This is a genomic window from Crystallibacter degradans (assembly GCF_012952295.1).
In the GTDB taxonomy this organism is placed as follows: Bacteria; Actinomycetota; Actinomycetes; order Actinomycetales; family Micrococcaceae; genus Crystallibacter; species Crystallibacter degradans.
Map to the genome: position 1 here is coordinate 399,595 of NZ_JABBCH010000002.1, position 21,579 is coordinate 421,173.

At 67.0% G+C, this 21,579-nt stretch carries 19 protein-coding genes and 1 pseudogene; 12 read left to right on the forward strand and 8 right to left on the reverse strand.

Features of this window, described 5'->3' with window-relative positions:
* The first annotated feature begins 569 nt into the window (after window positions 1–569).
* Window positions 570–2,264 (forward strand): ribonuclease J, encoded by a 1,695-nt coding sequence (locus tag HGO92_RS05590; RefSeq protein WP_440915761.1) that lies wholly within the window; start codon window positions 570–572, stop codon window positions 2,262–2,264.
* Between the two features lie 109 nt (window positions 2,265–2,373).
* Here HGO92_RS05590 and HGO92_RS05595 read toward each other — a convergent pair whose 3' ends face one another.
* On the reverse strand, window positions 2,374–3,687 hold the full coding sequence (locus HGO92_RS05595; RefSeq protein ID WP_346768864.1) for an MFS transporter: 1,314 nt from the start codon (window positions 3,685–3,687) through the stop codon (window positions 2,374–2,376).
* 52 nt (window positions 3,688–3,739) lie between these two features.
* Between HGO92_RS05595 and HGO92_RS05600 the strand changes: the two genes are divergently transcribed.
* Window positions 3,740–4,180: a helix-turn-helix domain-containing protein gene (locus HGO92_RS05600; protein ID WP_169992655.1), complete on the forward strand. Its 441-nt coding sequence runs from the start codon at window positions 3,740–3,742 to the stop codon at window positions 4,178–4,180.
* 9 nt (window positions 4,181–4,189) lie between these two features.
* On the forward strand, window positions 4,190–4,594 hold the full coding sequence (locus HGO92_RS05605; RefSeq protein WP_169992657.1) for a VOC family protein: 405 nt from the start codon (window positions 4,190–4,192) through the stop codon (window positions 4,592–4,594).
* 67 nt (window positions 4,595–4,661) lie between these two features.
* Here the strand turns inward: HGO92_RS05605 and HGO92_RS05610 are convergent, their stop codons facing one another.
* Window positions 4,662–5,495 carry an SDR family NAD(P)-dependent oxidoreductase gene (locus tag HGO92_RS05610; protein ID WP_169992659.1) on the reverse strand — a complete coding sequence of 278 codons (834 nt, stop codon included), beginning with the start codon at window positions 5,493–5,495 and terminating at the stop codon, window positions 4,662–4,664.
* A 126-nt stretch (window positions 5,496–5,621) separates the two neighbouring features.
* On the opposite strand from HGO92_RS05610, the gene HGO92_RS05615 reads away from it, so the two are divergent.
* From HGO92_RS05615 to HGO92_RS05635, 5 genes are all read left to right on the forward strand, one after another.
* Window positions 5,622–6,575 carry a PfkB family carbohydrate kinase gene (locus HGO92_RS05615; RefSeq protein WP_346768865.1) on the forward strand — a complete coding sequence of 318 codons (954 nt, stop codon included), beginning with the start codon at window positions 5,622–5,624 and terminating at the stop codon, window positions 6,573–6,575.
* A 9-nt stretch (window positions 6,576–6,584) separates the two neighbouring features.
* Window positions 6,585–8,948: a glycosyl hydrolase family 65 domain-containing protein gene (locus tag HGO92_RS05620; RefSeq protein WP_169992680.1), complete on the forward strand. Its 2,364-nt coding sequence runs from the start codon at window positions 6,585–6,587 to the stop codon at window positions 8,946–8,948.
* A 56-nt stretch (window positions 8,949–9,004) separates the two neighbouring features.
* Window positions 9,005–9,886: a DNA-formamidopyrimidine glycosylase family protein gene (locus tag HGO92_RS05625; RefSeq protein ID WP_169992681.1), complete on the forward strand. Its 882-nt coding sequence runs from the start codon at window positions 9,005–9,007 to the stop codon at window positions 9,884–9,886.
* 86 nt (window positions 9,887–9,972) lie between these two features.
* Window positions 9,973–10,644, forward strand: coding sequence for a DNA alkylation repair protein (locus HGO92_RS05630; protein WP_169992683.1), 672 nt, complete (start codon window positions 9,973–9,975; stop codon window positions 10,642–10,644).
* Window positions 10,645–10,904: 260 nt separating this feature from the next.
* Complete coding sequence (locus HGO92_RS05635; protein ID WP_169992685.1) at window positions 10,905–12,032, forward strand: glutamate--cysteine ligase; 1,128 nt, start codon at window positions 10,905–10,907, stop codon at window positions 12,030–12,032.
* Between the two features lie 152 nt (window positions 12,033–12,184).
* Here the strand turns inward: HGO92_RS05635 and HGO92_RS24210 are convergent, their stop codons facing one another.
* The 3 genes from HGO92_RS24210 to HGO92_RS05650 all read right to left on the reverse strand — a co-directional run bounded on the left by HGO92_RS24210 (window position 12,185) and on the right by HGO92_RS05650 (window position 14,407).
* Window positions 12,185–12,415, reverse strand: coding sequence for a GDCCVxC domain-containing (seleno)protein (locus HGO92_RS24210; RefSeq protein WP_277351864.1), 231 nt, complete (start codon window positions 12,413–12,415; stop codon window positions 12,185–12,187).
* 226 nt (window positions 12,416–12,641) lie between these two features.
* Window positions 12,642–13,124 (reverse strand): MarR family winged helix-turn-helix transcriptional regulator, encoded by a 483-nt coding sequence (locus HGO92_RS05645; RefSeq protein WP_169992686.1) that lies wholly within the window; start codon window positions 13,122–13,124, stop codon window positions 12,642–12,644.
* Window positions 13,125–13,414: 290 nt separating this feature from the next.
* Window positions 13,415–14,407: a LacI family DNA-binding transcriptional regulator gene (locus HGO92_RS05650; protein WP_169993090.1), complete on the reverse strand. Its 993-nt coding sequence runs from the start codon at window positions 14,405–14,407 to the stop codon at window positions 13,415–13,417.
* Window positions 14,408–14,615: 208 nt separating this feature from the next.
* Here HGO92_RS05650 and uriH point away from each other — a divergent pair, with 208 nt between their 5' ends.
* The 3 genes from uriH to HGO92_RS05665 are packed head-to-tail and all read left to right on the forward strand — an operon-like array spanning window position 14,616 to window position 18,036.
* Window positions 14,616–15,659: a uridine-preferring nucleoside hydrolase UriH gene (gene uriH, locus HGO92_RS05655; RefSeq protein ID WP_169992688.1), complete on the forward strand. Its 1,044-nt coding sequence runs from the start codon at window positions 14,616–14,618 to the stop codon at window positions 15,657–15,659.
* Window positions 15,656–17,080, forward strand: coding sequence for a uridine transporter UriT (uriT, locus tag HGO92_RS05660; protein ID WP_169992690.1), 1,425 nt, complete (start codon window positions 15,656–15,658; stop codon window positions 17,078–17,080). Before uriH ends, uriT begins: the two co-directional genes overlap by 4 nt.
* Window positions 17,077–18,036, forward strand: coding sequence for a PfkB family carbohydrate kinase (locus HGO92_RS05665; protein WP_169992692.1), 960 nt, complete (start codon window positions 17,077–17,079; stop codon window positions 18,034–18,036). The genes uriT and HGO92_RS05665 overlap by 4 nt, the downstream gene beginning before the upstream one ends.
* A 72-nt stretch (window positions 18,037–18,108) precedes the next feature.
* On the opposite strand, the pseudogene HGO92_RS05670 reads toward HGO92_RS05665, so the two are convergent.
* From HGO92_RS05670 to HGO92_RS05680, 3 genes and pseudogenes are all read right to left on the reverse strand, one after another.
* Window positions 18,109–18,321, reverse strand: a pseudogene (locus HGO92_RS05670) (RpiB/LacA/LacB family sugar-phosphate isomerase); the annotation flags it as partial.
* Between the two features lie 2 nt (window positions 18,322–18,323).
* Entirely contained in the window at window positions 18,324–19,097 is a 774-nt protein-coding gene (locus HGO92_RS05675; protein ID WP_169992693.1) for an SDR family NAD(P)-dependent oxidoreductase, read from the reverse strand.
* Between the two features lie 29 nt (window positions 19,098–19,126).
* Window positions 19,127–19,954, reverse strand: coding sequence for a sugar phosphate isomerase/epimerase family protein (locus HGO92_RS05680; protein ID WP_169992695.1), 828 nt, complete (start codon window positions 19,952–19,954; stop codon window positions 19,127–19,129).
* Window positions 19,955–20,204: 250 nt separating this feature from the next.
* Between HGO92_RS05680 and HGO92_RS05685 the strand changes: the two genes are divergently transcribed.
* Window positions 20,205–21,545 carry an MFS transporter gene (locus HGO92_RS05685; protein WP_169992697.1) on the forward strand — a complete coding sequence of 447 codons (1,341 nt, stop codon included), beginning with the start codon at window positions 20,205–20,207 and terminating at the stop codon, window positions 21,543–21,545.
* Window positions 21,546–21,579: the final 34 nt, after the last annotated feature.

Genomic DNA, 21,579 nt, shown 5'->3' on the forward strand with positions numbered 1-21,579 from the left:
TGATCCTTCCCCTGTTGCCTGCCAAGCAGCGGCCCACATTCTAAATTGTGCCGCGCCGTCGCCTAACGTCACGTTCTGTCCCCAACATACTCCTGCAGGTACTGCCCGATGGTTGGCACCCCACCGGCGAGCTTAACGTCCGGTCGTAGCCCGTACCTAGCCAAGGCGGACCTGCTGGAATTTCCACAGGCCGACCCTGGGCTCGAGGACGACCGGGAGCAGCTGGCCGGCGACTCAACCGATGACCTTGGCAAAATTCTTTGATCGGCAGGTCGGCGCTGCGGTATCGGCTGGCGGCGGCCGCCGTCGTTCTTTGCGCTTTGGTTTTGGCGTTTAGCGGTCGCGGCAGGGCTGGAGTGAGGAAGCCCGTAGGTTTCGCGCAGGACGGCGGTGTTGGGCTCTGGCGTGCGGTGATAAAGTCAGAGACAAGTATGCCGTCCCGCAGTTGTTGCTGTGGGGCAGGCCGCCGATCCGTCGCAGGGCGTCTCGGCCCCGGAATTTCACTGCCGGTAAGCCGGCTTGGGGCGTTGCCGTCCCGCCATTGCAGAATCACATAGAGATCGGATCCCATGACTAGGACTTCACGCCACTCCGCACCCGCTGGGCCGCAGACACCCCCCAAGCTGGACAAGGGTGCCATGCGCATCGTGTCACTGGGCGGGCTGGAGGAGATCGGCCGCAACATGACCGTGTTCGAATTCGGCGGCAAGCTGCTGATTGTCGACTGCGGCGTACTGTTCCCCGAGGAGCACCACCCGGGCGTGGACCTGATCCTGCCCGACTTCTCCTACCTGCGCGACCGGCTGAACGACATTGTCGGCATTGTGCTGACCCACGGGCACGAGGACCACATCGGCGGTGTGCCGTACCTGCTGAAGGAACGCTCGGACATCCCCCTGATCTCCGCGAAGCTGACGCTGGCGTTCATCAAGACCAAGCTGCAGGAACACCGCATCACCGCCAAGACCGTGCAGGTCAAGGAGGGCGACCGGAAGAAGTTCGGGCCGTTCGACCTGGAGTTCCTGGCCGTGAACCACTCCATCCCGGACGGCATGGCCGTGGCCATCCGCACCGGCGCCGGACTGGTGCTGGCGACGGGTGACTTCAAGATGGACCAGTTCCCGCTGGACGGCCGGATCACCGACCTTGCCGGTTTCGCGCGGTTGGGCGAGGAGGGCGTGGACCTGTTCCTGCCTGACTCGACGAACGCCGACGTGCCCGGTTTCCAGATCTCCGAGCAGGATCTGGCTCCGGCGATCGACGAAGTGTTCCGCACCGCTCCGCGCCGGATCATCGTCTCCAGCTTCGCGAGCCACATCCACCGCATCCAGCAGGTTATCGACGCCGCCCACCTGTACGGGCGGAAGGTGGCCTTTGTGGGCCGCTCGATGGTCCGCAACATGAAGACTGCCCGGGAGTTGGGCTACCTGAACGTGCCGCGCGGCATGCTGGTGGACTTCAAGGAACTGGACAAGATGGCTCCCACGAAGGCCGTGCTGATCTGCACCGGCTCGCAGGGCGAACCGATGGCGGCGCTGGCACGCATGGCGAGCCAGGACCACATGATCGACTTGACCGAGGGCGACACCGTCCTGCTGGCCAGCTCGTTGATCCCGGGCAACGAGACCTCCATCTACCGGCTGATCAACGACCTGACGAAGCTCGGCGCCAACGTGGTGCACAAGGGCAACGCGAAGGTCCACGTTTCCGGCCACGCCAGCGCCGGCGAGCTGGTCTACTGCTACAACCTGGTGCGCCCGCGCAACGTGATGCCGGTGCACGGCGAGCATCGCCACCTCAAGGCCAACGCCGAACTGGCCGTCCGCACGGGTGTGGACCCGAAGCGCGCGCTGGTGGTCGAGGACGGCACGACGATTGACCTCAAGGACGGCGTGGCCCGCGTGTCCGGCCAGGTCAAGGCGGACTACGTGTACGTGGAGAACATGATTGCGGGAGCCGCTACCGAGGAGTCCCTGCAGGACCGCATCCGGTTGGCCGAAGACGGCGCGGTGACCGTGCTGGCGATCGTCAATCCGGATTCCGGGAAGCTGGAGGAGGACCCCGAGTTCTTCCCCGTCGGCTTCGCGCCTGCGGCAGGCGAGCTGGAGAAGGCCACCGGCATCGTCGAGAAGACGCTGGCCGGGCTCAAGGGCGACAGGACCGGCCCGGATGCCGAGAAGGCGATTGCTGAGGCGCTGGTGCGCTGGTCCGACCGCCAGCTGCGGCGCAAGCCCGTGGTCACCGTGGTGATCGTCGAGGCCTGATTTGGCTTGAACACGTGAAAACGCCCGGCCGGGTAACCTTGGCCGGGCGTTTTCTGCTTGGCGGGCTGTTTGGAACGTCAGATCGTAAGCGCCGTCAGACTGACGCCTGTCAGCGCCGTTCCGACAGCCGCACCGCCAGCAGCCCGCCGACGGCGAAAGCCAGGGTCGCGGCGAGGACCAGGAACAGCGGTGCGGACCAGCCGCCGGTGACCGAGTTCAGCCAGCCGGCCAGGGGCGGGGCGCACGTAGCCGCCAGATACCCGCCTGACTGGATGCGGGCAGAGGCCGAGGCTGCCTCTTTGTCGCTTCGGGCGATGCGCGGGATGAGGGAAAAGATTGCGGTGAAGCCGCCGCCCTGGGCAATGCCGCCGATGATCGACCAGAGTACGTAGGCCTCCGGCGCGATGAGCAGTCCGATCGGCAGCGTGATCCAGCAGAGCCCGATCACCGCGACCGGAATCCAGGTGCGGGCCCGCGCGGCCAGCAGCGGCACGCCGAACGCGCCCGCGATAGCGGCGACTTGGAACAGCGAGGCCGTGGCACCTGACGCCGCGAGGCCCAGTCCCCGCGTCTCGGACAGCAACAGCGGCAGCCACGCGGTGGTGGCATAGTAGGCGGCGGACTGACCGCAGAACGCCAGGATCAGCAGGCCGACAATCCGCCGGTTGTGGTTCCCAGCCATCGCCGCCCCGGGGCCGTCCGAAGCGGGTTCCGCCGTCGTTCGCTTGGTTTGCGTCCCCGCGGGAACGGACTTTGCGGCGGCCGCACGGGTGCCGAGCTGATGCCGTCCCCACACCAGCCAGTAGGCCAGACCCGCCGCGATGACCACGCCCCACGAAGCGATCGCCCACCGCCAGCCGAAGAGTGCCGCGAGCGGCGCCGTACCGAGCAGCGTGGCCATCGAGCCGACATTCATCGCTGCCGAATATGCACCGGTGACCGTGGAGACGTGCCGCCACGACACGTCGCGCCGGATGATGACCGGCACAACGATATTGCCCAGCGTCATGGAGATGCCGATGAGCGCGGTCCCCGCCAGTACGACGACGGCGGGGCCGGCCGAGCGGATGATCGTTCCGGCAAGCACGCCGGCCAGGCACAGGACGACCGTTGCCTCCGGGCCGAAGCGGCGGATGGTGCGGGTGGCCAGCGGGGTGGCCAGGGCGAAGAGCAGCACCGGAAGCCCGGTGAGCAGGCCGGCGCCGATGGCGTTGAGGCCGGTGCCGGCCTGGATCTCGCCAATCACCGCCGTCGGGGCGATGATCGGGGCGCGCAGGCTCAGGGCCAGGACCACAATCCCGGTGATCACCCAGGGCAGGGCGGGGCGGGCGGCTGATGGGCGGTGCGTAGGAGTCTCCTTGGCGTTGGTGGGGCGTCGGTGCCGCGGGCGGAGCTGTCCGGGTCCAACAAAACCATATGCCACGTGGGGCCGGGAACGTCTTCCCTGCCGCCGCGGGTGGCGCTAGCCTCAAACTGTGACCCCTGATGAACTGGCCAACCTGGCGCATCTGCGCCGTGCGCGGGATCTGATCGACCGGGACTACGCGCGGCCGCTCGATGTGCCGACGATGGCGGCCAGGGCGCTGATGTCGCCGGCCCATTTTTCCCGCCGGTTCAAGGCCGCGTACGGCGAGACTCCCTACAACTACCTGATGACCCGGCGGATCGAGCGGGCCATGGCGCTGCTGCGCTCCGGCATGAGCGTCACCGATGCGTGCATGACGGTGGGGTGTACATCGCTGGGTTCGTTCAGTACGCGCTTCACCGAAATGGTGGGGGAGAGCCCGAGCGCTTACCGGGGCCGCGAGCATGCCGCGATGGAGGCGATGCCGCAGTGCATCGCCAAACTGCTGACCAGGCCGCCGCGGTTCGGATCGAGCAGGATTGAAGAAGCGGCAACCTCAGCGCGGACGTAGCTTGGCTACATGACTATTTCACTGCAGTACTGCCAAATCACTGTCAACGATCCCGAAGAGTCCCTCCCGTTCTACCGGGACGGACTGGGACTGGAAGTCCGGAATGATGTGTCCGGCAATGGCTTCCGCTGGGTCACCCTCGGCAGCGCCTCGGAGCCCGCCGCCGAGATTGTGCTGTCCGCACCGCATGCCGGCCGCTCGCAGGCCGACGGCGACATCCTCCAGGAACTGCTGGTCAAGGGCGTCCTGCCGATCATCGTGTTCCGCACGGACAACCTGGACGCCGCCTTCGAGAAGCTGGTGGCTGCCGGGGCGGAGGTCCTGCAGGAGCCGATGGAGCAGCAGTGGGGGCCTCGCGACTGCGCGTTCCGGGACCCGTCGGGCAACACCGTGCGGATCACGCAAAACGCCTAACCTTCCCCTTCCGAGACCGGCGGCCGTCCACCTTAGGTGGGCGGCCGCCGTCGTACTTGGCGCAAGGTCAGGCGGGGAGGCCGAGCATTTGGGCGCTGGCTTCCCAGTGCCGGCGGACGAGGTTGTCGTCGGCGGCCTGGGGATTCGTGCGGCTGATCCGGCGGCGGTCGCTGTAGTAGCGGCCGGATTCCCAGTCGGTGCCGGGCGTGCCGGTGCAGAAGTAGGCGAGGTTGGCACCGCCTTGCTCGGGCGAGATGAGGAAGCGGCTGAGCGCGGTCCGGTAGACATGGCGGAGGTAGCTGGTGGTATCCGCGGCGAAGTTGGTGGCGACGTTGCCGGGATGGAACGCGACCGCCGAGAGGCCCTGTGCGCTGTAGCGCTGATGCAGGCCGCGGGTGAAGAGGATGTTGGCGAGCTTGCTGTTGCCGTAGGCCTTGTTCGGCGTGAAACCGTTCCAGGTGTTCAGGTCGTCGATGTTGATCCGGCCGAAGAGCTTGGCCGCGACGCTTGAGGTGTTGACGATGCTGGCGCGGCTGTCGAGCAGGACATCGAGGAGCTCGTGCGTGAGCAGGAATGGCGCCAGGTGGTTGACCTGGAACGTCTTCTCGAATCCGTCGCTGGTGCGTTCGGGGCCGGCGAAGAGGCCGCCGGCGTTGTTGGCCAGGACATCGATGCGTGGGTACGCGGCCTTGAGGGTTTTCGCGAGGGTGCGGACCTGGTGGAGGTCTTGGAAGTCGGCGGTGAACCAGTCGGCGGCCAGCGGCTTGGCCACGCGTTCGGTCTTCTCCGGGGAGCGCCCCACGAGGACCACCTTATCGCCTTGGGCATGCAGGAGTCGGGCGGTGGCCGCGCCGATGCCGTCGCTCGCGCCGGTGATGACGATGGTCTTCGGTGCGGTCACGTGCGTACTCCTTGGCAGAGGTTTCAGAAGTGGCAAGGACTTCTCTCCTTAACCGTAAAGCCAAGCACCGCCGTCGTAATTCGGGGCAGAATGAAGCCAGTAGCCGGAACCCGACAGGAGGCGCAGGTGGAGGATAGCGAACGCAAGGTAGTCGTGGTGGGACAGGTGGCGCGGGACCTCGTGTTGTCCATCGACGACCTGCCGGAAGAGGGCGGCTCGGCCACGGTTCGCGAGCGGCGGGAGATGCTGGGAGGCAAGGGCGCAAACCAAGGCGTTGCCTGCCGTCAGCTCGGCGCACGTGTGGAACTGGTCGGAGTTGTCGGGGATGATGCCGCAGGGCGGGAGGTTCTCGAGCAGGCCGTCGACGATGGGATTGGGGTCGCGGGTGTGGTGCGGCGCGCGGGCGCGCGGACTGCGCTGCTGCTGGACCTCGTCGGGCCGCCGGGCGTCCGACGGCTGGTCGAGGACGTCGATGACCAGGTGCTGCTTCGCCCCGATGACGTGGAAGGGTGCCGGGAGTCGCTGCGCTCCGCCGACGCGGTCCTCGTCCAGCTCCAGCAACCGGGACCCGCCGTGGCGGCCGCGCTTGACGCGTGCGCGGAGGACGCACTGGTGGTCGCCGATGGGGCGCCGGCAGATGAGGATACCCGCCGGCGGGTGCTCTCGCGAGCGGATGTGGTGCGGGCCGACTCCGCCGAAATCCAGGCACTTGTCGGCTGGAAACCGGATGGCGAACAGGACGTGGTCCGTGCGGCACAGGAGCTTCTCAGCCAAGGTCCGCGCGTCGTCGCGCTGTCCGTTTCCGGCGGAGGCGATGTTATCGCCTGGCCCGACGGACACGTGGTCATGCCGCTGTTGGGCGAGGAACCCGTGGACCCGACCGGCGGCGGCGACTCCTTCGTTGCCGCGCTCACTATGGCACTGCTGGCCGGAGAAACACCCGAGCTTGCCGCATGGTGGGCCGCCGTGGCGGCGGCGGACGTTGTCCGAAGGCCTGGCGGCCGTCCGGAGCTTGACGCGGACCGGCTGCGCACCGAGGCGCGCCGTGCCTACGAGGAAGCTGCAGCCACGACGGGATAGCGTAGTTCCGTGGCTAACCGAACCTTCACAACGCATCCCTGGCAGGTCCAGGAAACCTCCCTCGATCCGGAATCCCTCGGAGCGGCGGAGTCCGTCTTCGCCCTGGCGAATGGCTATGTGGGATTCCGCGGGACTTTGGATGAAGGGCAGCCGAGTGCGTCGCGGGGAGTGTTCCTGGCCGGCGTCTACGAGTACAACCCGCTGTCCTATCCGGAAGGCGGCTACGGGCACCCCGAGTATGGCCAGACCATGATCGGGGTGGCCGACGGGACCGTGATCCGGCTCCTGGTCGACGGCGTGCCGTTGGATGTGCGGGAAGCGGCCGAGGGGAAGCACGAACGGGTGCTAGACCTGCGTGATGGCACCGTGCGACGCGAATTCGAGTGGCGCACGCCAAGCGGCGCCCGGATGCGGCTGGTTTCCACGCGCCTGGTGTCGCTGTCCCACCGCTCGGCGACGGCCATCCGCTATGAAGTGCAGGCCGTGGACCAGCCGGTGCAGGTTGCGATCCGCTCCGAACTCACGGTCAACGGCACGCCGCCACCGGTGGACAACAGCGATCCCCGGGTGGACCAGGCACTGCGCCGTCCGTTCGAGCCCTGCCTGCGGGGTTCGCGCGGAACCGGAGGCCACCTTGTGCACCGCACGCGGGGGAGTGGAACGTGCGTGGCCGCCGCCGTCGAGCATGAACTTGTCCTGCCGGAAGGCGCTGACGTGCACACCACGGACAGTGCGGACCAGATAGCCACGAGCGTCGTGGCCGAACTGCCGCCGGGCAGAACTGTCGGATTCGTGAAGTATGTCAGCCACGCGTGGTCGCGGGAGGATCCCGCCGCGGACCTGCGTGACCAGGCGGCGGCGGCACTCGATAGTGCGCGGCAGTTGGGCTGGGAGGGGCTGCTGGCAGAGCAGCGGCGCGTCCTCGATGACTATTGGGATGCCGCGGACGTGGAGCTTGACGGGGATCCGGAACTCCAGCACGCCCTGCGCTTCGACCTTTTCCAGCTGCTGCAGGCCTCCGCGTGCGTGAATGCGGCGCCGGTGGGCGCCAAGGGTCTGACGGGTTACGGCTACAGCGGGCACACCTTCTGGGACATCGACGGTTTCCTGATCCCTTCCATGGCCCTGCTGCGGCCTCAGGACGCAGTGCGGATGCTGCGCTGGCGGTCATCCGGGCTTGACCAGGCACGCGAGCGGGCGCAGGTTCTGGGGCTGGAAGGCGCCTCCTTCCCGTGGCGGACTATCGACGGCGGGGAAGCGTCCGCCTACTGGCCGGCCAGCACCGCCGCGGCTCACATCAACGCCGACGTTGCCCGGGGCTTTACGTTCTGGGCGGATGCCACCGGCGGAAAGCTCGACGACGTCGGCGGACTGGACGTTCTCGTGGAAACCGCCCGCGTCTGGGCCCGGATGCTGCATCGTGACCACGAGGGGCGCTGCCACCTGTACGGCATGACCGGCCCGGACGAGTACACCGGCGTCGTCGACGACAACGTCTTCACCAACCTCATGGCCGCGCGGAACCTGCGCTGGGCAGCCGACGCGTGCGACGACGATCCGGCGGCGGCGCAACGGCTCCAGGTGACGACGGCGGAGCTGGGGCGCTGGCGGGAGGCCGCGGACTCGATGTACGTCCCTTACGACGACGTCGTCGGGGTGCATCCGGCGAACGAGGGGTTCACCACCTACCGCGAATGGGACTTCGAGGACAGGCAGGACGCCTACCCGGTGCAGAACCATGCGCACTACGCGAAGATCTACCGGCGCCAGGTGATCAAGCAGGCAGACCTGGAGCTTGCCCTCTGGTGGTGTTCCGATGCCTTCACGCCGGAGGAAACGGCCCGGAACCTGGACTACTACGAGGCACGGACCGTCCGCGACTCCTCGCTCTCAGCCGCAGCCCAGGCTGTGGTCTGCGCGCGCGCCGGGCACCTTGACTTGGCGCTCGCCTACCTGCGTGAGGCTGCCTTGGTGGATCTGCGCGACCTGCAGCAGGACAGCGAGCAAGGGCTGCACCTCGCGTCGCTGGCCGGAGCGTGGCTGGCGCTCGTCTGCGGTTTGGGCGGGCTGCAGATCGAAGGAGGTGTCCTCCAGCTGGCACCGCGGCTGCCCGCGCGGCTCGGGCGCATCGCCTTCCGCTTCCAGTGGCGGGGACACCGCTTGCGTGTGGAAACCACCGCCGAGGGCACTGTCGTCCGGCTGCTCGATGGCCACCCGACGACCACGGGTCTTGAGACGGAGATCGGTCTGTCGATCGACGGCAAGGACTATACGGTGACACCCGGACGGCCCGCGGTAGCTCCGCTTTGTTCGCCGGACCCACTTCTCCCGACGCCGACCCAGCCTGTGGGGCGGGCGCCGGACGGGATGTAGACATTGGAACGTAAAGCCAAGCACCGCCGTCGTAATTCCTGCAATAAGGTTGGTGCATGCCCGAGATGCCCGAAGTGCAGGGACTCGTTGACTTCCTGCGGCTGAAACTCATCCCGACTGACGCCCCGCCGGCCACGATCGCGCAGGTGGAGGTGCTTTCCTTCTCGGTGCTGAAAACCGCGGACGTCCCGCTGGCCGCGCTGGGCGCCGAGCCGCTGTCCGGCGTCGAGCGCCGCGGCAAGTTCATCGTCATCAGTGCCGGAGGCGTGCATCTGGTCATGCATCTGGCGAAGGCCGGGTGGCTCCGTTGGTCGGACGCGCTGAAACCGGGGCCGCTGCGGCCGGGCAAGGGGCCGATGGCGCTGCGCGTGCGGTTCGCGGTCGAGGGTGAGGAGAAGCCGGGGTTCGACCTGACGGAAGCCGGTACGAAGAAGTCGCTGGCTGTCTACGTGGTCAAGGATCCCCTCGACGTGCCGGGTATCGCACGGCTGGGGCCGGACGCGCTCGACGTCGACTATGCGGCTTTCGCAGAGATCGTGGCCTCGCATCGTGGCCAGATCAAGGGCCTGCTGCGGGACCAGTCCACGATTGCCGGCATCGGCAACGCGTATAGCGACGAGATCCTGCATGCAGCGCACCTGTCGCCGTTCGCGAATGCCGCCAAGCTTGATCCTGACGAGGTGACAAGGCTGTTCGCGGCTATGCACGCCGTGCTGGAGCATGCGATTGCCAGCGCTTCGGGCCGCCCGGCAGCTGAGCTGAAGGACTCGAAACGGAAAGCGATGCAGGTGCACGCCCGCACCGGCGAAGCCTGTCCGGTGTGCGGGGACACCATCCGGGAAGTCTCCTTCGCGGATTCCTCGCTGCAGTACTGTCCTACCTGCCAGACCGGAGGGAAGTTGCTGGCGGACCGGAGGACGTCGAAGTTCTTGAAATAAGCCGCGGTCTCCGCGTCGTCCCGGCGCAGGCGCTCGGTGGCATAACCGTAGGCTGGATCAAACACGTGAGTAAGCGGGAGGGTGGAATGTCAGAGACGACGGTGGCCGAGGTGATGGCCGAACTGGCAGCGCTGGAGGATCCAAAAATGCGCGAGGCAAACGAGAAGCGCGGCGACGACCACGGGGTGAACCTCAGCAAGCTTCGGGCGGTCGCGAAGCGGCTGAAGACGCAGCAGGACCTCGCCCGCGAGCTCTGGGCGACGGACAACACAGCGGCGCGGCTGCTGGCCCTGCTGATCTGCCGGCCCAAGGCCTTCGAGCAGGACGAGCTGGACGCCATGCTGCGCGAGTCGCGCGCCCCCAAGGTGCACGACTGGCTGGTGAACTACGTGGTCAAGAAGAGCCCGCACGCCGAGGAATTACGGGTGAAGTGGACCGCGGATGCGGATCCGGTGGTCGCCAGTGCCGGCTGGGCATTGACCACCGAGCGGGTGGCGAAGAAGCCCGAGGGGCTTGACCTTGCGGGGCTGCTCGACACCATCGAGGCGGAGATGAAGGACGCGCCGGACCGCCTCCAGTGGGCAATGAACCACACCCTGGCGCAGATCGGGATCGAGCATCCGGAACACCGTGCCCGGGCGCTGGACATCGGCGAACGACTGGAAGTGCTCAAGGACTACCCGACGCCGCCGAACTGCACCTCGCCGTTCGCGCCGAGCTGGATCAACGAGATGGTGCGTCGGCAGGCCAGTGCATGAGGTAGGAAGGTGCGCAACCTAGTGGTCAGCGCCGGGTCCGGCGACCGGAGACTGTGAGGCGCCGCGGACACGGGAGCTTCCTGTCGTGCTGCTTGCCGGTGTCTCCCTTGTCCGTACACGGGATAGCGATGATAATACAGCTCATGGAGGGACCATGGCCTCCTGCGCGGAGGACCGCACCGCCTGTGCGGAGGCACCTGTTCCGGTGCGCCGGCACAGGGTATGGGCCTGCGCCTGTGGGACTTTGAGCTGATTCTTGGATGCGTACGTTCGGTGTCGAGGAGGAGCTGCTGCTCGTGGATCCGGGCAGTGGCGCCGCCATGCCCGTGGCCGGGCACCTGATGGACCTGCACGCCCGCGGCGGCACGACCACAAACGCCAGCGGATCCGGCGGGTCCGGACCTGGCACGCAGTGGGCGCCGTTGGTGCACGAGTTCATGCATGAGCAGATCGAAACGCACACGGGCGTGCATATCGGTCTTGAGGGGCTGGCCGGAGATATCAATGCCGGGCGGGCGTGGGCGGATTCCCTGGCACGGGAATCCGGCGCGAGGGCTGCCGCCCTCGGCACCGCCCCGCTGCCGGCGGAACTGCATACCGTGGCGCTGCCGCGGTATGAGGCGATCCGGGAGCGGATGGCATTCACCGCTGTCCAGCAGCTGACCTGTGCCTGCCACATACACGTCGGCATCGCATCCCCGGACGAGGGCGCGGCCGTGTTGGACCGTATCAGGGTGTGGCGGCCGGTCCTGGCGGCGTTGAGTGCCAACTCTCCGTTCTGGGACGGCACCGATACCGGATACTCAAGCTTCCGCACCCAGCTCTGGGACCGCTGGCCGGCCACCGGCCCCATCGAGATCCTCGGCTCCGCCGGCGCCTACCGGCAACTCGTTGACGCACTCCTGGCAACCGGTGTGCTGCTCGATGAAGGGATGGTTTACTTCGATGCGCGCCTGTCACGGCACTATCCGACGGTAGAGATCCGCGTCGCGGACATCTGTCTGCGGGCCGGGGACGCGGTGCTGATCGCCGCGCTGTCCCGGGCTTTGGTCGACACGGCAGCCAGGCAGTGGCGCGAAGGCGTTCCTCCCCCGGCTGCGCCCGCTCCCCTGCTGCGGCTCGCGTCCTGGCAGGCCAGCAGATACGGCATCGAGGCCGAGTTGCTCCACCCCCTGACCGCTGTCCCCTGCCCGGCACGGGAGGTCATCGCCGTGTTCATCGGGCATGTACGGGCCGCCCTAGCCGAGAACGGCGACGAAACGCGCGTCGCCGGGCTCCTGCACAACCTGCTCGCCCGCGGCACCGGAGCCAGCCAGCAACGGACCGCCTTCCGCCGCACCGGCTCCTTCACCGACGTCATTGCCGAATCATTCCACTCCACCGGCTGATTCCGGGACGAGACCTACCCGGCTGACACGGTTTGACCAGCGTGTACGTCCGGCGCGGCCCGCCCCAGAGCAAGCGCAGCGGTGGGCCACCAGCCGCCAGCAATGCATCCAGCCCGGCCAGGGCACTGCCCGCGGCAAGAAGCGGCAGCGAGTTAGCAGCAGGATCCGTGATATGACCGCTGGTCCCTGACCGGGCCTTGCTTGGAGGGACAGGGAACGGTGCCGTATGAGCAGAAAACGCAGCAATCGCCCTTAAGGGGCCGCACCCGTTCGCTGCACGCCGGGCATGTCCAGAAGAACCGGCATGCATCGGTTGGCATCTGCAGGGTGGTTTCCTGCCGACATGCCGGACAGGTCAGGGTGGAGATCAGCTCGATAGTCATGTCTTTATTCTCGTCGGTCGGCCTGTGGGATTAGCGTTCGATTCCGCATCCCGGCGGTGCGCCCTGATCGGCCGGTGCCAGGGATGCACGCAATCTCCGTGGATGTCCTGAGAACGTTCATTATCGGACGTGCCGAGGCCTGGCATTGGATATTTGACCCTACGCGGAAGCCCCGGACCGGAAGCCGAAGAGATGCCTGAGCCCGCGATGCTGGTTCCGCCGTCCCTCAACCGGGATCTCGCCGGACCGTGCTGGCTGCCTTCCGTGTGGTCCGGGGAATTGTCTCGCCCCAGCGGGCGGCGCCAAGCATGCGGATGATAACTGCCAGCCGCTCGCGCAGTTCCTCCACACCGGCATCGGCGCCGTCTGTAAGCTCGCGCTCAAGCTCCCGCGCCTGCTCAAGCGCCGTCTTGCCAAGGCCGGTAACATCCACCTGCTGGGAGCGCCTGTCAGCCGGGTTCGTTACACGGGTAACGTGCCCATGTGCCTCCAACCGGGACAAGGTGTTCCCCATCGTCGAGGCCTGCACCCGTATTTTAGCGGCAAGCCGGGACTGGACCATGGGCCCTTCGGCCTTGAGGACTTGCAACGCCGTGACGCCCGCGTGGGTCAGGCCCAGGGCGGCGAGCTTTTCATTCCAGGCATGCTCAACCAACCGGGCGGCAGTCGAGAGCAACCGTGGCGTCGGCCAGTTGTTCAGATCCTGCATCATCCCAGTATAGGCAGCATGCTTACATAGGCAGGGGTCGGCGCTCGTTGGGCGGTTCAACAGTGCCCGTGGGTATCGCTGCCGGCTTCCCCCGGCCACGGGTCGAGCCAGCGATCGTCCGCGTCCTGCCCGCCCGGATGTTTGGCGCCGTAGCGTCAGATCAGCAATATGACCCACAGTCTCAACAAGCTGCCGATCATCGGCATCGAGCCTGCCTGAGGCCTGAATCGACCAAAGCCGGTGCCCGCCAAAGGAGGAATTCCCGCTAAGGCGGGCAGCGCCGTCGTTGGTTAGCTGGCGGTGGCCGGTTCGGTGGAACCGCGCACGATCAGCGAGCTCTCCAGGGTGAGCTGGGGTTGCTCGAGGTCGCGGCCTTCGATCAGGCCCCGCAGCTGTTCGCCGGCCTTGAGGCCCAGGCGCGCGGCGGGAAGGTGGACGCTGGTGAGGCCGGGATTGCTGGTGGCGGAGTAGGGCAGGTCGTCGAAGCCGGCGACGGCGAGCTCGTTCGGGATCCGCACGCCGGCAACGCGGGCTTCCTGTAGCACGCCGTACGCGTGGGTGTCGGTGGCGCAGACCACGGCGGTGACGCCTGCCTGTTGCCACTGCGGCCAGGCCGCGGCAAACGCCTCGGCCGACGCGCCGACGTCGATTGTGGTGCTGATTCGGTGTGCCGGATCCACGGTCATCCCGCGCGCAACAGCCTCCTCCATGAAGGCCGTACGGCGGATGGCGAACGTCGCCGTTCCGGTCACGCTGTCCAGGTAGGCCACGCGCTGGTGGCCGGAAGCGGCCAGATGGGCGGCGAGTTCGCGCGCGCCGTGGGCCACGTCGAGGTTGACCGAGGGGGCGTAGGCCTCCAGCCCCGGCGCATCGAGCAGCACCATCGGGCCGGTGGTGGAGAGGTCTTCGAGGAACGCGGCATCGGGAGCATCCACCAGCAGGCCGGCCGGACGCAGCGCGAGGATCCGCCGGATGTCGTCCGCGCGGGGAAATTCGCCGGCCTCGGTGACGGAGAGCAGCAGTTGGAAGTCCGCGCCGAGCGACTCGCGCACGCCGGCGATGACCTTGGCGAAGAACGGGTTGGAAATGTCCGGCGCCACCAGGACCACGATGGAACTGACGCCTCTCGCCAGCGAACTGCCGACGCTGTCCACCACGTAGCCGAGCTCGGCGATGGCCTGCCGGACCCGGAAGATGTTGTCCTCGGAGACCCGGCCGCGCGTCTTGCCGTTGGCCACCAGGGAAACCGTCGCCGTGGAGACGCCGGCGCGTGCCGCCACCATCGCCGCGGTCACCCGCCGACCGGGAGGCGGCGGCTGCTTCGGGGGGCGCGAGGAATCCATGAGCCCATGATAAGCGCGTTCAAGTGCCACAAGGCATCAAGCGCTTGACGTCATTAACGTCAAGCGTTTGACGTCACCGGAGGAGAGGTGCCACACTTCCTGTGACTGAATCCCGCCGCGGCGGGCCCCGATGACGTGGAGAGAAAACATGGACGCCACTTCCGTGACCCCTGGACCGAAGAAGATCATCCTGGACTGCGATCCGGGGCACGACGACGCCGTGGCGCTGCTCCTTGCGCATGGCAACCCGGACATCGAGCTGCTCGCCGTGACCACCGTGGTCGGCAACCAGACCCTGGCCAAGGTCACCAAGAACGCCCTGGCCGTGGGCACCATCGCCGGCATCACCGGTGTCCCGTTCGCCGCCGGCTGCGACCGCCCGCTGGTGCGCACCATCGAAACCGCGCCGGACATCCACGGCGAGTCCGGCATGGACGGCCCCGCGCAGCCCGAGTCCACCATCGAACTGGACCCGCGCCACGCCGTCGATCTCATCATCGACATGGTCATGGCGCACGAGCCCGGCACGATAACCCTGGTCCCGACCGGCGGCCTCACCAACATCGCGATGGCAGCCCGCAAGGAGCCGCGCATCGTGGAGCGCGTCAAGGAAGTTGTCCTGATGGGCGGCGGCTACCACGTGGGCAACTGGTCCGCCGTCGCCGAATTTAACATCATTATTGACCCGGAAGCCGCGCACATCGTCTTCAACGAGAAGTGGCCGGTAGTCATGGTTGGGCTGGACCTCACGCACCAGGCGCTCGCCACTCCCGAGGTCGTCGAGCAGATCGAAGCCGTTGGCACCGGCCCGGCGCGCTTTGTCCGCGAGCTGATGGACTTCTTCGCGCAGACCTACAAGGACGCACAGGGCTTCGATTACCCGCCGGTCCACGACCCGTGCGCCGTCGCGTACGTCATCGACCCCAGCGTCATGACCATCCGCAAGGTCCCGGTGGACATCGAGCTGCAGGGCAAACTGACCCTGGGCATGACCGTCGCCGACTTCCGCGCCCCCGCACCGGCGGACTGCCACACGTCCGTGGCCGTGGAGCTGGACCGCACCAAATTCTGGAACCTCGTCACTGATGCGCTGGTCCGGATCCGCGAAGTGGACCTCGGCACCGCCAACACCAGTACGACGGCGGCCCCCGCCTCTGCTGCGCCCGTCACCACCGGGATGGCCACGAAATGAGCACCGTTCTCGACGAAACCAAGACTACCCGCGGCGGCACCACCGCCCTGATGGTTGCCCTGCTGACGGCCTGCGTGGCCTTCCAGCTCAACGCCTCCATGCTCAGCCCCGCCCTGGTCACCATGGGCGAGGAACTGCAGACCGACCAGGCCGCGATCGGCCTGTCCCAGACCTGGTTCTTCACCACCGCCGCACTGTTCTCGCTGTTCCTGCCCCGGCTGAGCGACATCGTCGGCCGGAAGCGGATCCTCGTCGGGATGATGCTGCTGACCGCCGCCGGTTCCGTGATCGCGGCGCTGGCCCCGGACGTCACCTGGCTCTTCGTGGGCAGGATCATCCAGGGTGTCAGCGGACCCACCGTGCCGCTGTGCCTGATCATGCTGCGCACCGCCGTGCCCAACCTGCGCACCTACGGCACGCTGATGGGCGTCATCCTCGCGGTTAACGGCGGCGTGGCCGGCGTCGATTCCTTCCTCGGCGGTTACATGGCCGAGCACTACGGTTTCCGCAGCATCTTCTGGTTCATGGTGGTCCTCGGCGTGATCGCCGCGGTCCTCGTCGCCGTGCTGACGCCCGAGAGCAAGCCGCAGGCCGGGACCCGGATGGACTGGACCGGCGTCGTCTTCATCGTTGTCGCCGTCGGCGCCCTGCTGACCGCGCTGAACGAGGCCGCCAAGCTGGTGGGCGCCTTCTCCATGGGCACGCTGGTGCTCTCGCTGGTCCTGATCGCCGTGGCCGCCGCCGCGTTCGCCGGCTTCTGGGCCACCGAAAAGCGCGCGAAGGAGCCGATGGTCGAGATTGTCCACCTGCGCCAGCGCTCCACCTGGGCCCCGCTGCTGACCACGGTCCTGACCATGACCGGCATCTTCGCCGTCATCAACGGGATTGTCCCCGCCTACGTGCAGGCCGCCGCCCCCGGCTTCGGCATCGGCCCCACCGAAACCGCGCTGCTCATCCTGACTCCCTACGCGCTGCTGGGCTGGGTTTTCGGCCCGATCAGCGGCCGCCTCGCTCCGGTGCTGGGCTACACCAACGTGCTGCGCATCGGCATGATCGGCAGCATCGTCTCGCTGCTCATCATCGTGCTGTTCGGCCTTGACAGCCTGCCGCTGATGGTCGCCGGCACCGCGCTGCTTGGCATCATGTACGCCGGCACTGCGAACATCATGCTCAACGGACTCGGCGTGGTGCTTTCGCCTCCGGGCAACCCCGGCTTCCTGCCTGGCATGAACGCGGGCGCCTTCAACCTCGGCGCCGGACTGAGTTTCCTGGTGCTGCCCGCGGTGCTCGTGGGCACCTCGGCCCTGGGCGGCCGAGCCTCCTACTTCACGGTAGTAATGGTCGGGCTACTCATCACGGTCGCGGCCTTCGCGGCCTCGCTGCTGATCCCCAAGCCCGTGGACGCCGAGGTGGAAAAGTGAACCAGCAGGCCGGACGCATCGTCGTCGTTGGTTCGCTGAACGCGGACCTGACCATCTACACCGAGCGGCTGCCCAACCCGGGTGAAACCCTGCACGGCGAAGGCTTCGCCGTGAATCCGGGCGGCAAGAGCGCCAACCAGGCGGTGGCCGCGGGCCGGCTGGGCGGCAATGTCGCCCTGATCGGGGCCGTGGGCGAGGACTCCAACGGGGACATGCTGCTGGCCTCCGTGGCCGGGGCCGGCGTGGACGTTTCCCGCGTGCGCCGTACCGCCGATGCGGAGACCGGCGTCGCCGTCATCACCGTGGATGCGCAGGGCGAGAACACCATCATCTACTCTGCCGGCGCCAACGCCACGGTCGCGCCGGGTGACATCGAGTCGGCACAGGACGCGTTCGACGGCGCTTCCGTAGTCTGCCTCTGCCTCGAGGCCGGGCTGAAGACCGTGGAAGCGGCAGCAAAAGCAGGGCACGACGCCGGCGCAACAGTGCTGCTCAACCTCTCGCCTTACGCGCCGGTACCGCAGAGCCTGGCCGAGGCCAGCGACGTCCTGCTGGTGAACGCGCACGAGGCATCCCAGTTCTTGGACGGCGCCGACATGCCCGGCGCCGATGCGGACGCCGCTGCCTGGAATGTGGTGCTGCTGAAGTTCGCTGCCCACGGGCTGGACCGCGCCGTGGTCACGCTAGGCGCGCACGGTTCCGTGGTGCTGGACTCACTGGCCGACGAGGGCAGCCGGATCACCCGGATTGCCCCCACTAAGGTCGACGCCGTGGACACCACGGGAGCCGGCGACGCCTTCACCGGCTCCCTCGCCGCTCGGCTTGCCGCGGGGGAGACCCTGGCCGAGGCTGCCGCGTTTGCTTCGGTCGCCGCGGCCCTCGCCGCCACCAAGAAGGGAACCCAGGCCGCCTATCCGCGACTGGAAGACGTGGCGCGCACGCAGTCCCGCGGCTGACATTGCCGGTCCGACGCCTGACCCTGCCGGTCCCACGCCTGACATCCAAAGGCCCCGGCCTGAAGTAAGACCTCAGCCGCGGGCGGCCGCACCCTCGAACTCTGCCAGCACCTGGACCTTGGCGGCGGAGGCCGAGGTCGGGTCGAAGGTGTAGCCGATCCATTCCTTGGCCAGCCGCCGTGCCAGCTCCAGCCCGATGACCCGCTGGCCCATGGTCAGGATCTGGCAGTCGTTCGAAAGGACGGAACGCTCCACGGAGAACGAGTCATGGGCCGGCGCTGTGCGGCCTAGTACATGTGGCTCCCGCCGTTGATGTCGAAGGTGGAGCCGGTCAGGTAGGAGGCATCCTCGCTGGATAGGAACGTGATGACGGCGGCGACTTCCTCGGTGCTGCCGGTGCGGCCAAGCGGGATGTCCCGGGCGATCGCGGCTTCAAGTTCGGGGGTGGTGCCGACGCGGATATTGGTGTCCACCGCTCCGGGGGTAACGGCGTTGATGGTCACGCCGCTGTCGCCGAGCTCGCGGGCCAGGGCCTTGGTGAAGCCGAGGATGGCCGCTTTGGCCGAGGAGTAGGGGACCTTGCCGAAGACGCCGCCGCCGCGCTGGGCGGAGACCGAGGACATGTTCACAATCCGGCCCCACTTGTTCTCCAGCATCCCGGGCAGGAAGGCCTTGGTGACCAGGTAGGTGCCGGTGGCGTTGACGGCCATGACCTTGTTCCACAGTTCCAGGCTGGTCTCCAGGAACGGGACGGGAGAGGTGATGCCGGCGATGTTGGCCAGGGCGCCCACCGGTGGCAGATTGCCTCCGCGGACTTCCGCTTCCACCGCGGCCTGCGCTGCGGCTACCGAATCTTCGCTGGTCACGTCGATCTCGTAACCGAAGGAAGGCACGTTGAGCTCGTTGCCGATCTCGCGGGCCACCTTGGCGGATTTTTCGCCGTCGAGGTCCAGAACGACGACGGCCCAGCCTAAGCGGGCGTAGCGGCGTGCGGTGGCCATGCCGATGCCGCGGTCCGAGGTGGCTCCGGTGATGACGGCGGTGCGCTGAATAGTGGTCATGATGTCTCCTTGGGTGCTGTGATGCAGGGTTAGATGAGGTTGGTGATGGCTGCCGCGGCGCGGGCGGCGGCGGCAGGGCGTTGATCGTTGGTGACGTCGCGGGTCTCGAGTTCAAGTGAAAAGTGGCCGGTGTAGCCCTTGTCCGCCAGCGCCTTCAGCCCGCCGGCGAAGTCCGCCTGGCCGTTGCCGATGCTCAGGTTGATGTCCCCGGGCACCGCATCGCGCAGATGGACGTGGGCGATCCGTTCATGGAAGCGGTTGATGAAGTCCTCCGGGCTGCCGCCGGACGCGACGATATGGCTGAAGTCCATGACCAGCCCCACGCCACTGCCCACCAGCCGGTCGGTCAGCTGCTGCGCGCGCTCGGTATTGAAGCAGAGCCGGAAGAAGTGCAGGGATTCAGTCCAAATTTCGACGCCGGTGCCTGCCGCCCGTACGGCGGCTGCGGTAAGTTCCGCCGCCACCAGGTCCAGGTCATGGTCAAGGGCGTCTACGGGTTCATGATCGAGCGCACCGCAGGGCAGTACCAGGGCCTGTGCCTCGGTCTGCTCGGCGAGGGAGAGCAGCATGTCCAGGTGCCGCGTCCGCTCCACCCGCGCCTGGGGACTGAGCGGCCAGTTGAGGTCGCCGACGTCGCCGTTGACCGAGCGAACCTGTAGGCCGGAGGCGGCCACGGTCTTGGCGACGGCAGCAACCGCCGGCTCGTCGAGTATGTAGGGCACGTGGTCGCAGACACCGGGGAGCGCACCGAGGTCAATCTCCGTGAACCCGAGCCCGGCGATGGTCTCCAGCGCACCCGGCAGATCCAAGTGCCGGAAGCTGATGGTGGAGCAGCCTAAACGGGGATGGAACGTCATTCTTGGTCCCTTGCGAAAGTCGGAACGCCTCTAAGGGTGGGTGCCCAATGGATCCGCGCCTTGTGAGAAGTTGTGATGCGAACCACGCTAAAGGAGTCGACTGTCAACAGTCAACCTTTAAATAAAGTTTCTGTTGACTGTTGACATCGCTGAGTGGCGCGACTCACACTGGTTGGCATATCCTGTTGACTGTCAACAGTGACGGAGGCGGACTCCCCCCGCTTCCGGCATCGCTTCGAAAGGTAATTCCATGGGCAACGAAGCTCTGACAATGCGCGGACCCGTTCACGGCACCAAAGACGCCAAGCGCGTGGCCATCGGCTCAGGTGTCGGTGCGGTCATCGAGACCTACGACTTCATCGGCTTCGGCACCGCCGCGGCCCTCTACTTCGGCACGGCGTTCTTCCCCGGCGCGGATCCGCTGACCGGAACACTGGCGGCCTTCGCCACCCTGGGCGTGGGTTTCGCGGCCCGTCCGCTCGGCGGTATCGTCGGCGGCCACCTCGGTGACAAGGTCGGACGCAAGCCGGTCCTGGTCGCCTCGCTGATCCTGATGGGCCTGGCCACCTTCGCCATCGGCCTACTGCCCACCTACGAGCAGGTCGGGCTGCTGGCGCCGGCCTTGCTGGTTTTCGTGCGCATCATCCAGGGTTTGGCGTTCGGTGCCGAGTGGGGCGGAGCCATCCTGATGAGCTACGAACACGCCCCGTGGAAACAGAAGGGCAAGTACACCGGCATTGTCCAGGCTGGCTTCCCGGTCGGTCTGCTGCTGGCCAACCTGGTCTTCCTCTTCAGCGTCCAGTTGGGCAACGAATGGGCTTGGCGCGTGCCGTTCCTGGCCAGCATTGTGCTGGTGGCTGTCGGATTGATTATCCGGTCCAAGGTTCCGGAGTCCCCGGTGTTCGACGAGGTCAAGGAACACGGCGAGATCGTCAGTTCCCCGATCATCGAAGTTATCCGTACCGACTGGCGGACCATTCTCCGGGGCATTGCCCTGCGGATCGCCGAGACGGCCGGTTACGCAGTCTCCATCACCTACATGATTTCCTACCTGCACACCGCGGAACTGGCTAACAATACCGAGACCTTGACTGCCCTCTGCATCGCGTCCGGCATCGGAATCTTCGCCACGATGGCGTGGGGACGCCTCACCGATAAGATCGGCCGGCGTCCGCTCTACATCTTCTCCTGCGCCTTCGCTGTCCTGTTCGGTATCCCGATGTTCCTGATGGTCAATACCGGCATGTTCCTGTTCGTCATCGCCACGATTGTGCTCTCCTACGCTGTCTGCCAGAACTCCCTGGCCGGCGCCCAGGGAGCGTGGTTCCCGGAGCTGTTCCAGGCCAAGACCCGCGCCTCCGGTGCCTCGCTGGCCTACCAGATCTCCGCCATGGTCTCCGGCTTCACCCCGTTCATCACCACGCTGCTGTTCATTGCCCTGGGCTGGATGGGACCGGCACTGCTGTTCAGCGTGTATGGGGCCATCGGCCTCTGGGCCGCGCTGATTACCCGGGAGACCTGGGGTAAGCGGGAGCGCCAATTGGCGGACGAGGCCGAAGCTACTGCCAGTCCGGCCAAAGTAAGCATCTGATCTTTTCGCCGTCGTACTTTTTCATCTAAGGAAT

Bases quoted from the DNA above. Each gene is read 5' to 3' on its own strand.
- HGO92_RS05625 (WP_169992681.1), top strand. From the start codon at position 9,005: ATGCCCGAGATGCCCGAAGTGCAGGGACTCGTTGACTTCCTGCGGCTG.
- HGO92_RS05605 (WP_169992657.1), top strand. From the start codon at position 4,190: ATGACTATTTCACTGCAGTACTGCCAAATCACTGTCAACGATCCCGAA.
- HGO92_RS05590 (WP_440915761.1), top strand. From the start codon at position 570: ATGACTAGGACTTCACGCCACTCCGCACCCGCTGGGCCGCAGACACCC.
- uriH (WP_169992688.1), top strand. From the start codon at position 14,616: ATGGACGCCACTTCCGTGACCCCTGGACCGAAGAAGATCATCCTGGAC.
- HGO92_RS05675 (WP_169992693.1), bottom strand. From the start codon at position 19,097: ATGACCACTATTCAGCGCACCGCCGTCATCACCGGAGCCACCTCGGAC.
- uriT (WP_169992690.1), top strand. From the start codon at position 15,656: ATGAGCACCGTTCTCGACGAAACCAAGACTACCCGCGGCGGCACCACC.
- HGO92_RS05680 (WP_169992695.1), bottom strand. From the start codon at position 19,954: ATGACGTTCCATCCCCGTTTAGGCTGCTCCACCATCAGCTTCCGGCAC.
- HGO92_RS05630 (WP_169992683.1), top strand. From the start codon at position 9,973: ATGTCAGAGACGACGGTGGCCGAGGTGATGGCCGAACTGGCAGCGCTG.
- HGO92_RS24210 (WP_277351864.1), bottom strand. From the start codon at position 12,415: ATGACTATCGAGCTGATCTCCACCCTGACCTGTCCGGCATGTCGGCAG.
- HGO92_RS05685 (WP_169992697.1), top strand. From the start codon at position 20,205: ATGGGCAACGAAGCTCTGACAATGCGCGGACCCGTTCACGGCACCAAA.
- HGO92_RS05645 (WP_169992686.1), bottom strand. From the start codon at position 13,124: ATGCAGGATCTGAACAACTGGCCGACGCCACGGTTGCTCTCGACTGCC.
- HGO92_RS05635 (WP_169992685.1), top strand. From the start codon at position 10,905: ATGCGTACGTTCGGTGTCGAGGAGGAGCTGCTGCTCGTGGATCCGGGC.
- HGO92_RS05650 (WP_169993090.1), bottom strand. From the start codon at position 14,407: ATGGTGGCGGCACGCGCCGGCGTCTCCACGGCGACGGTTTCCCTGGTG.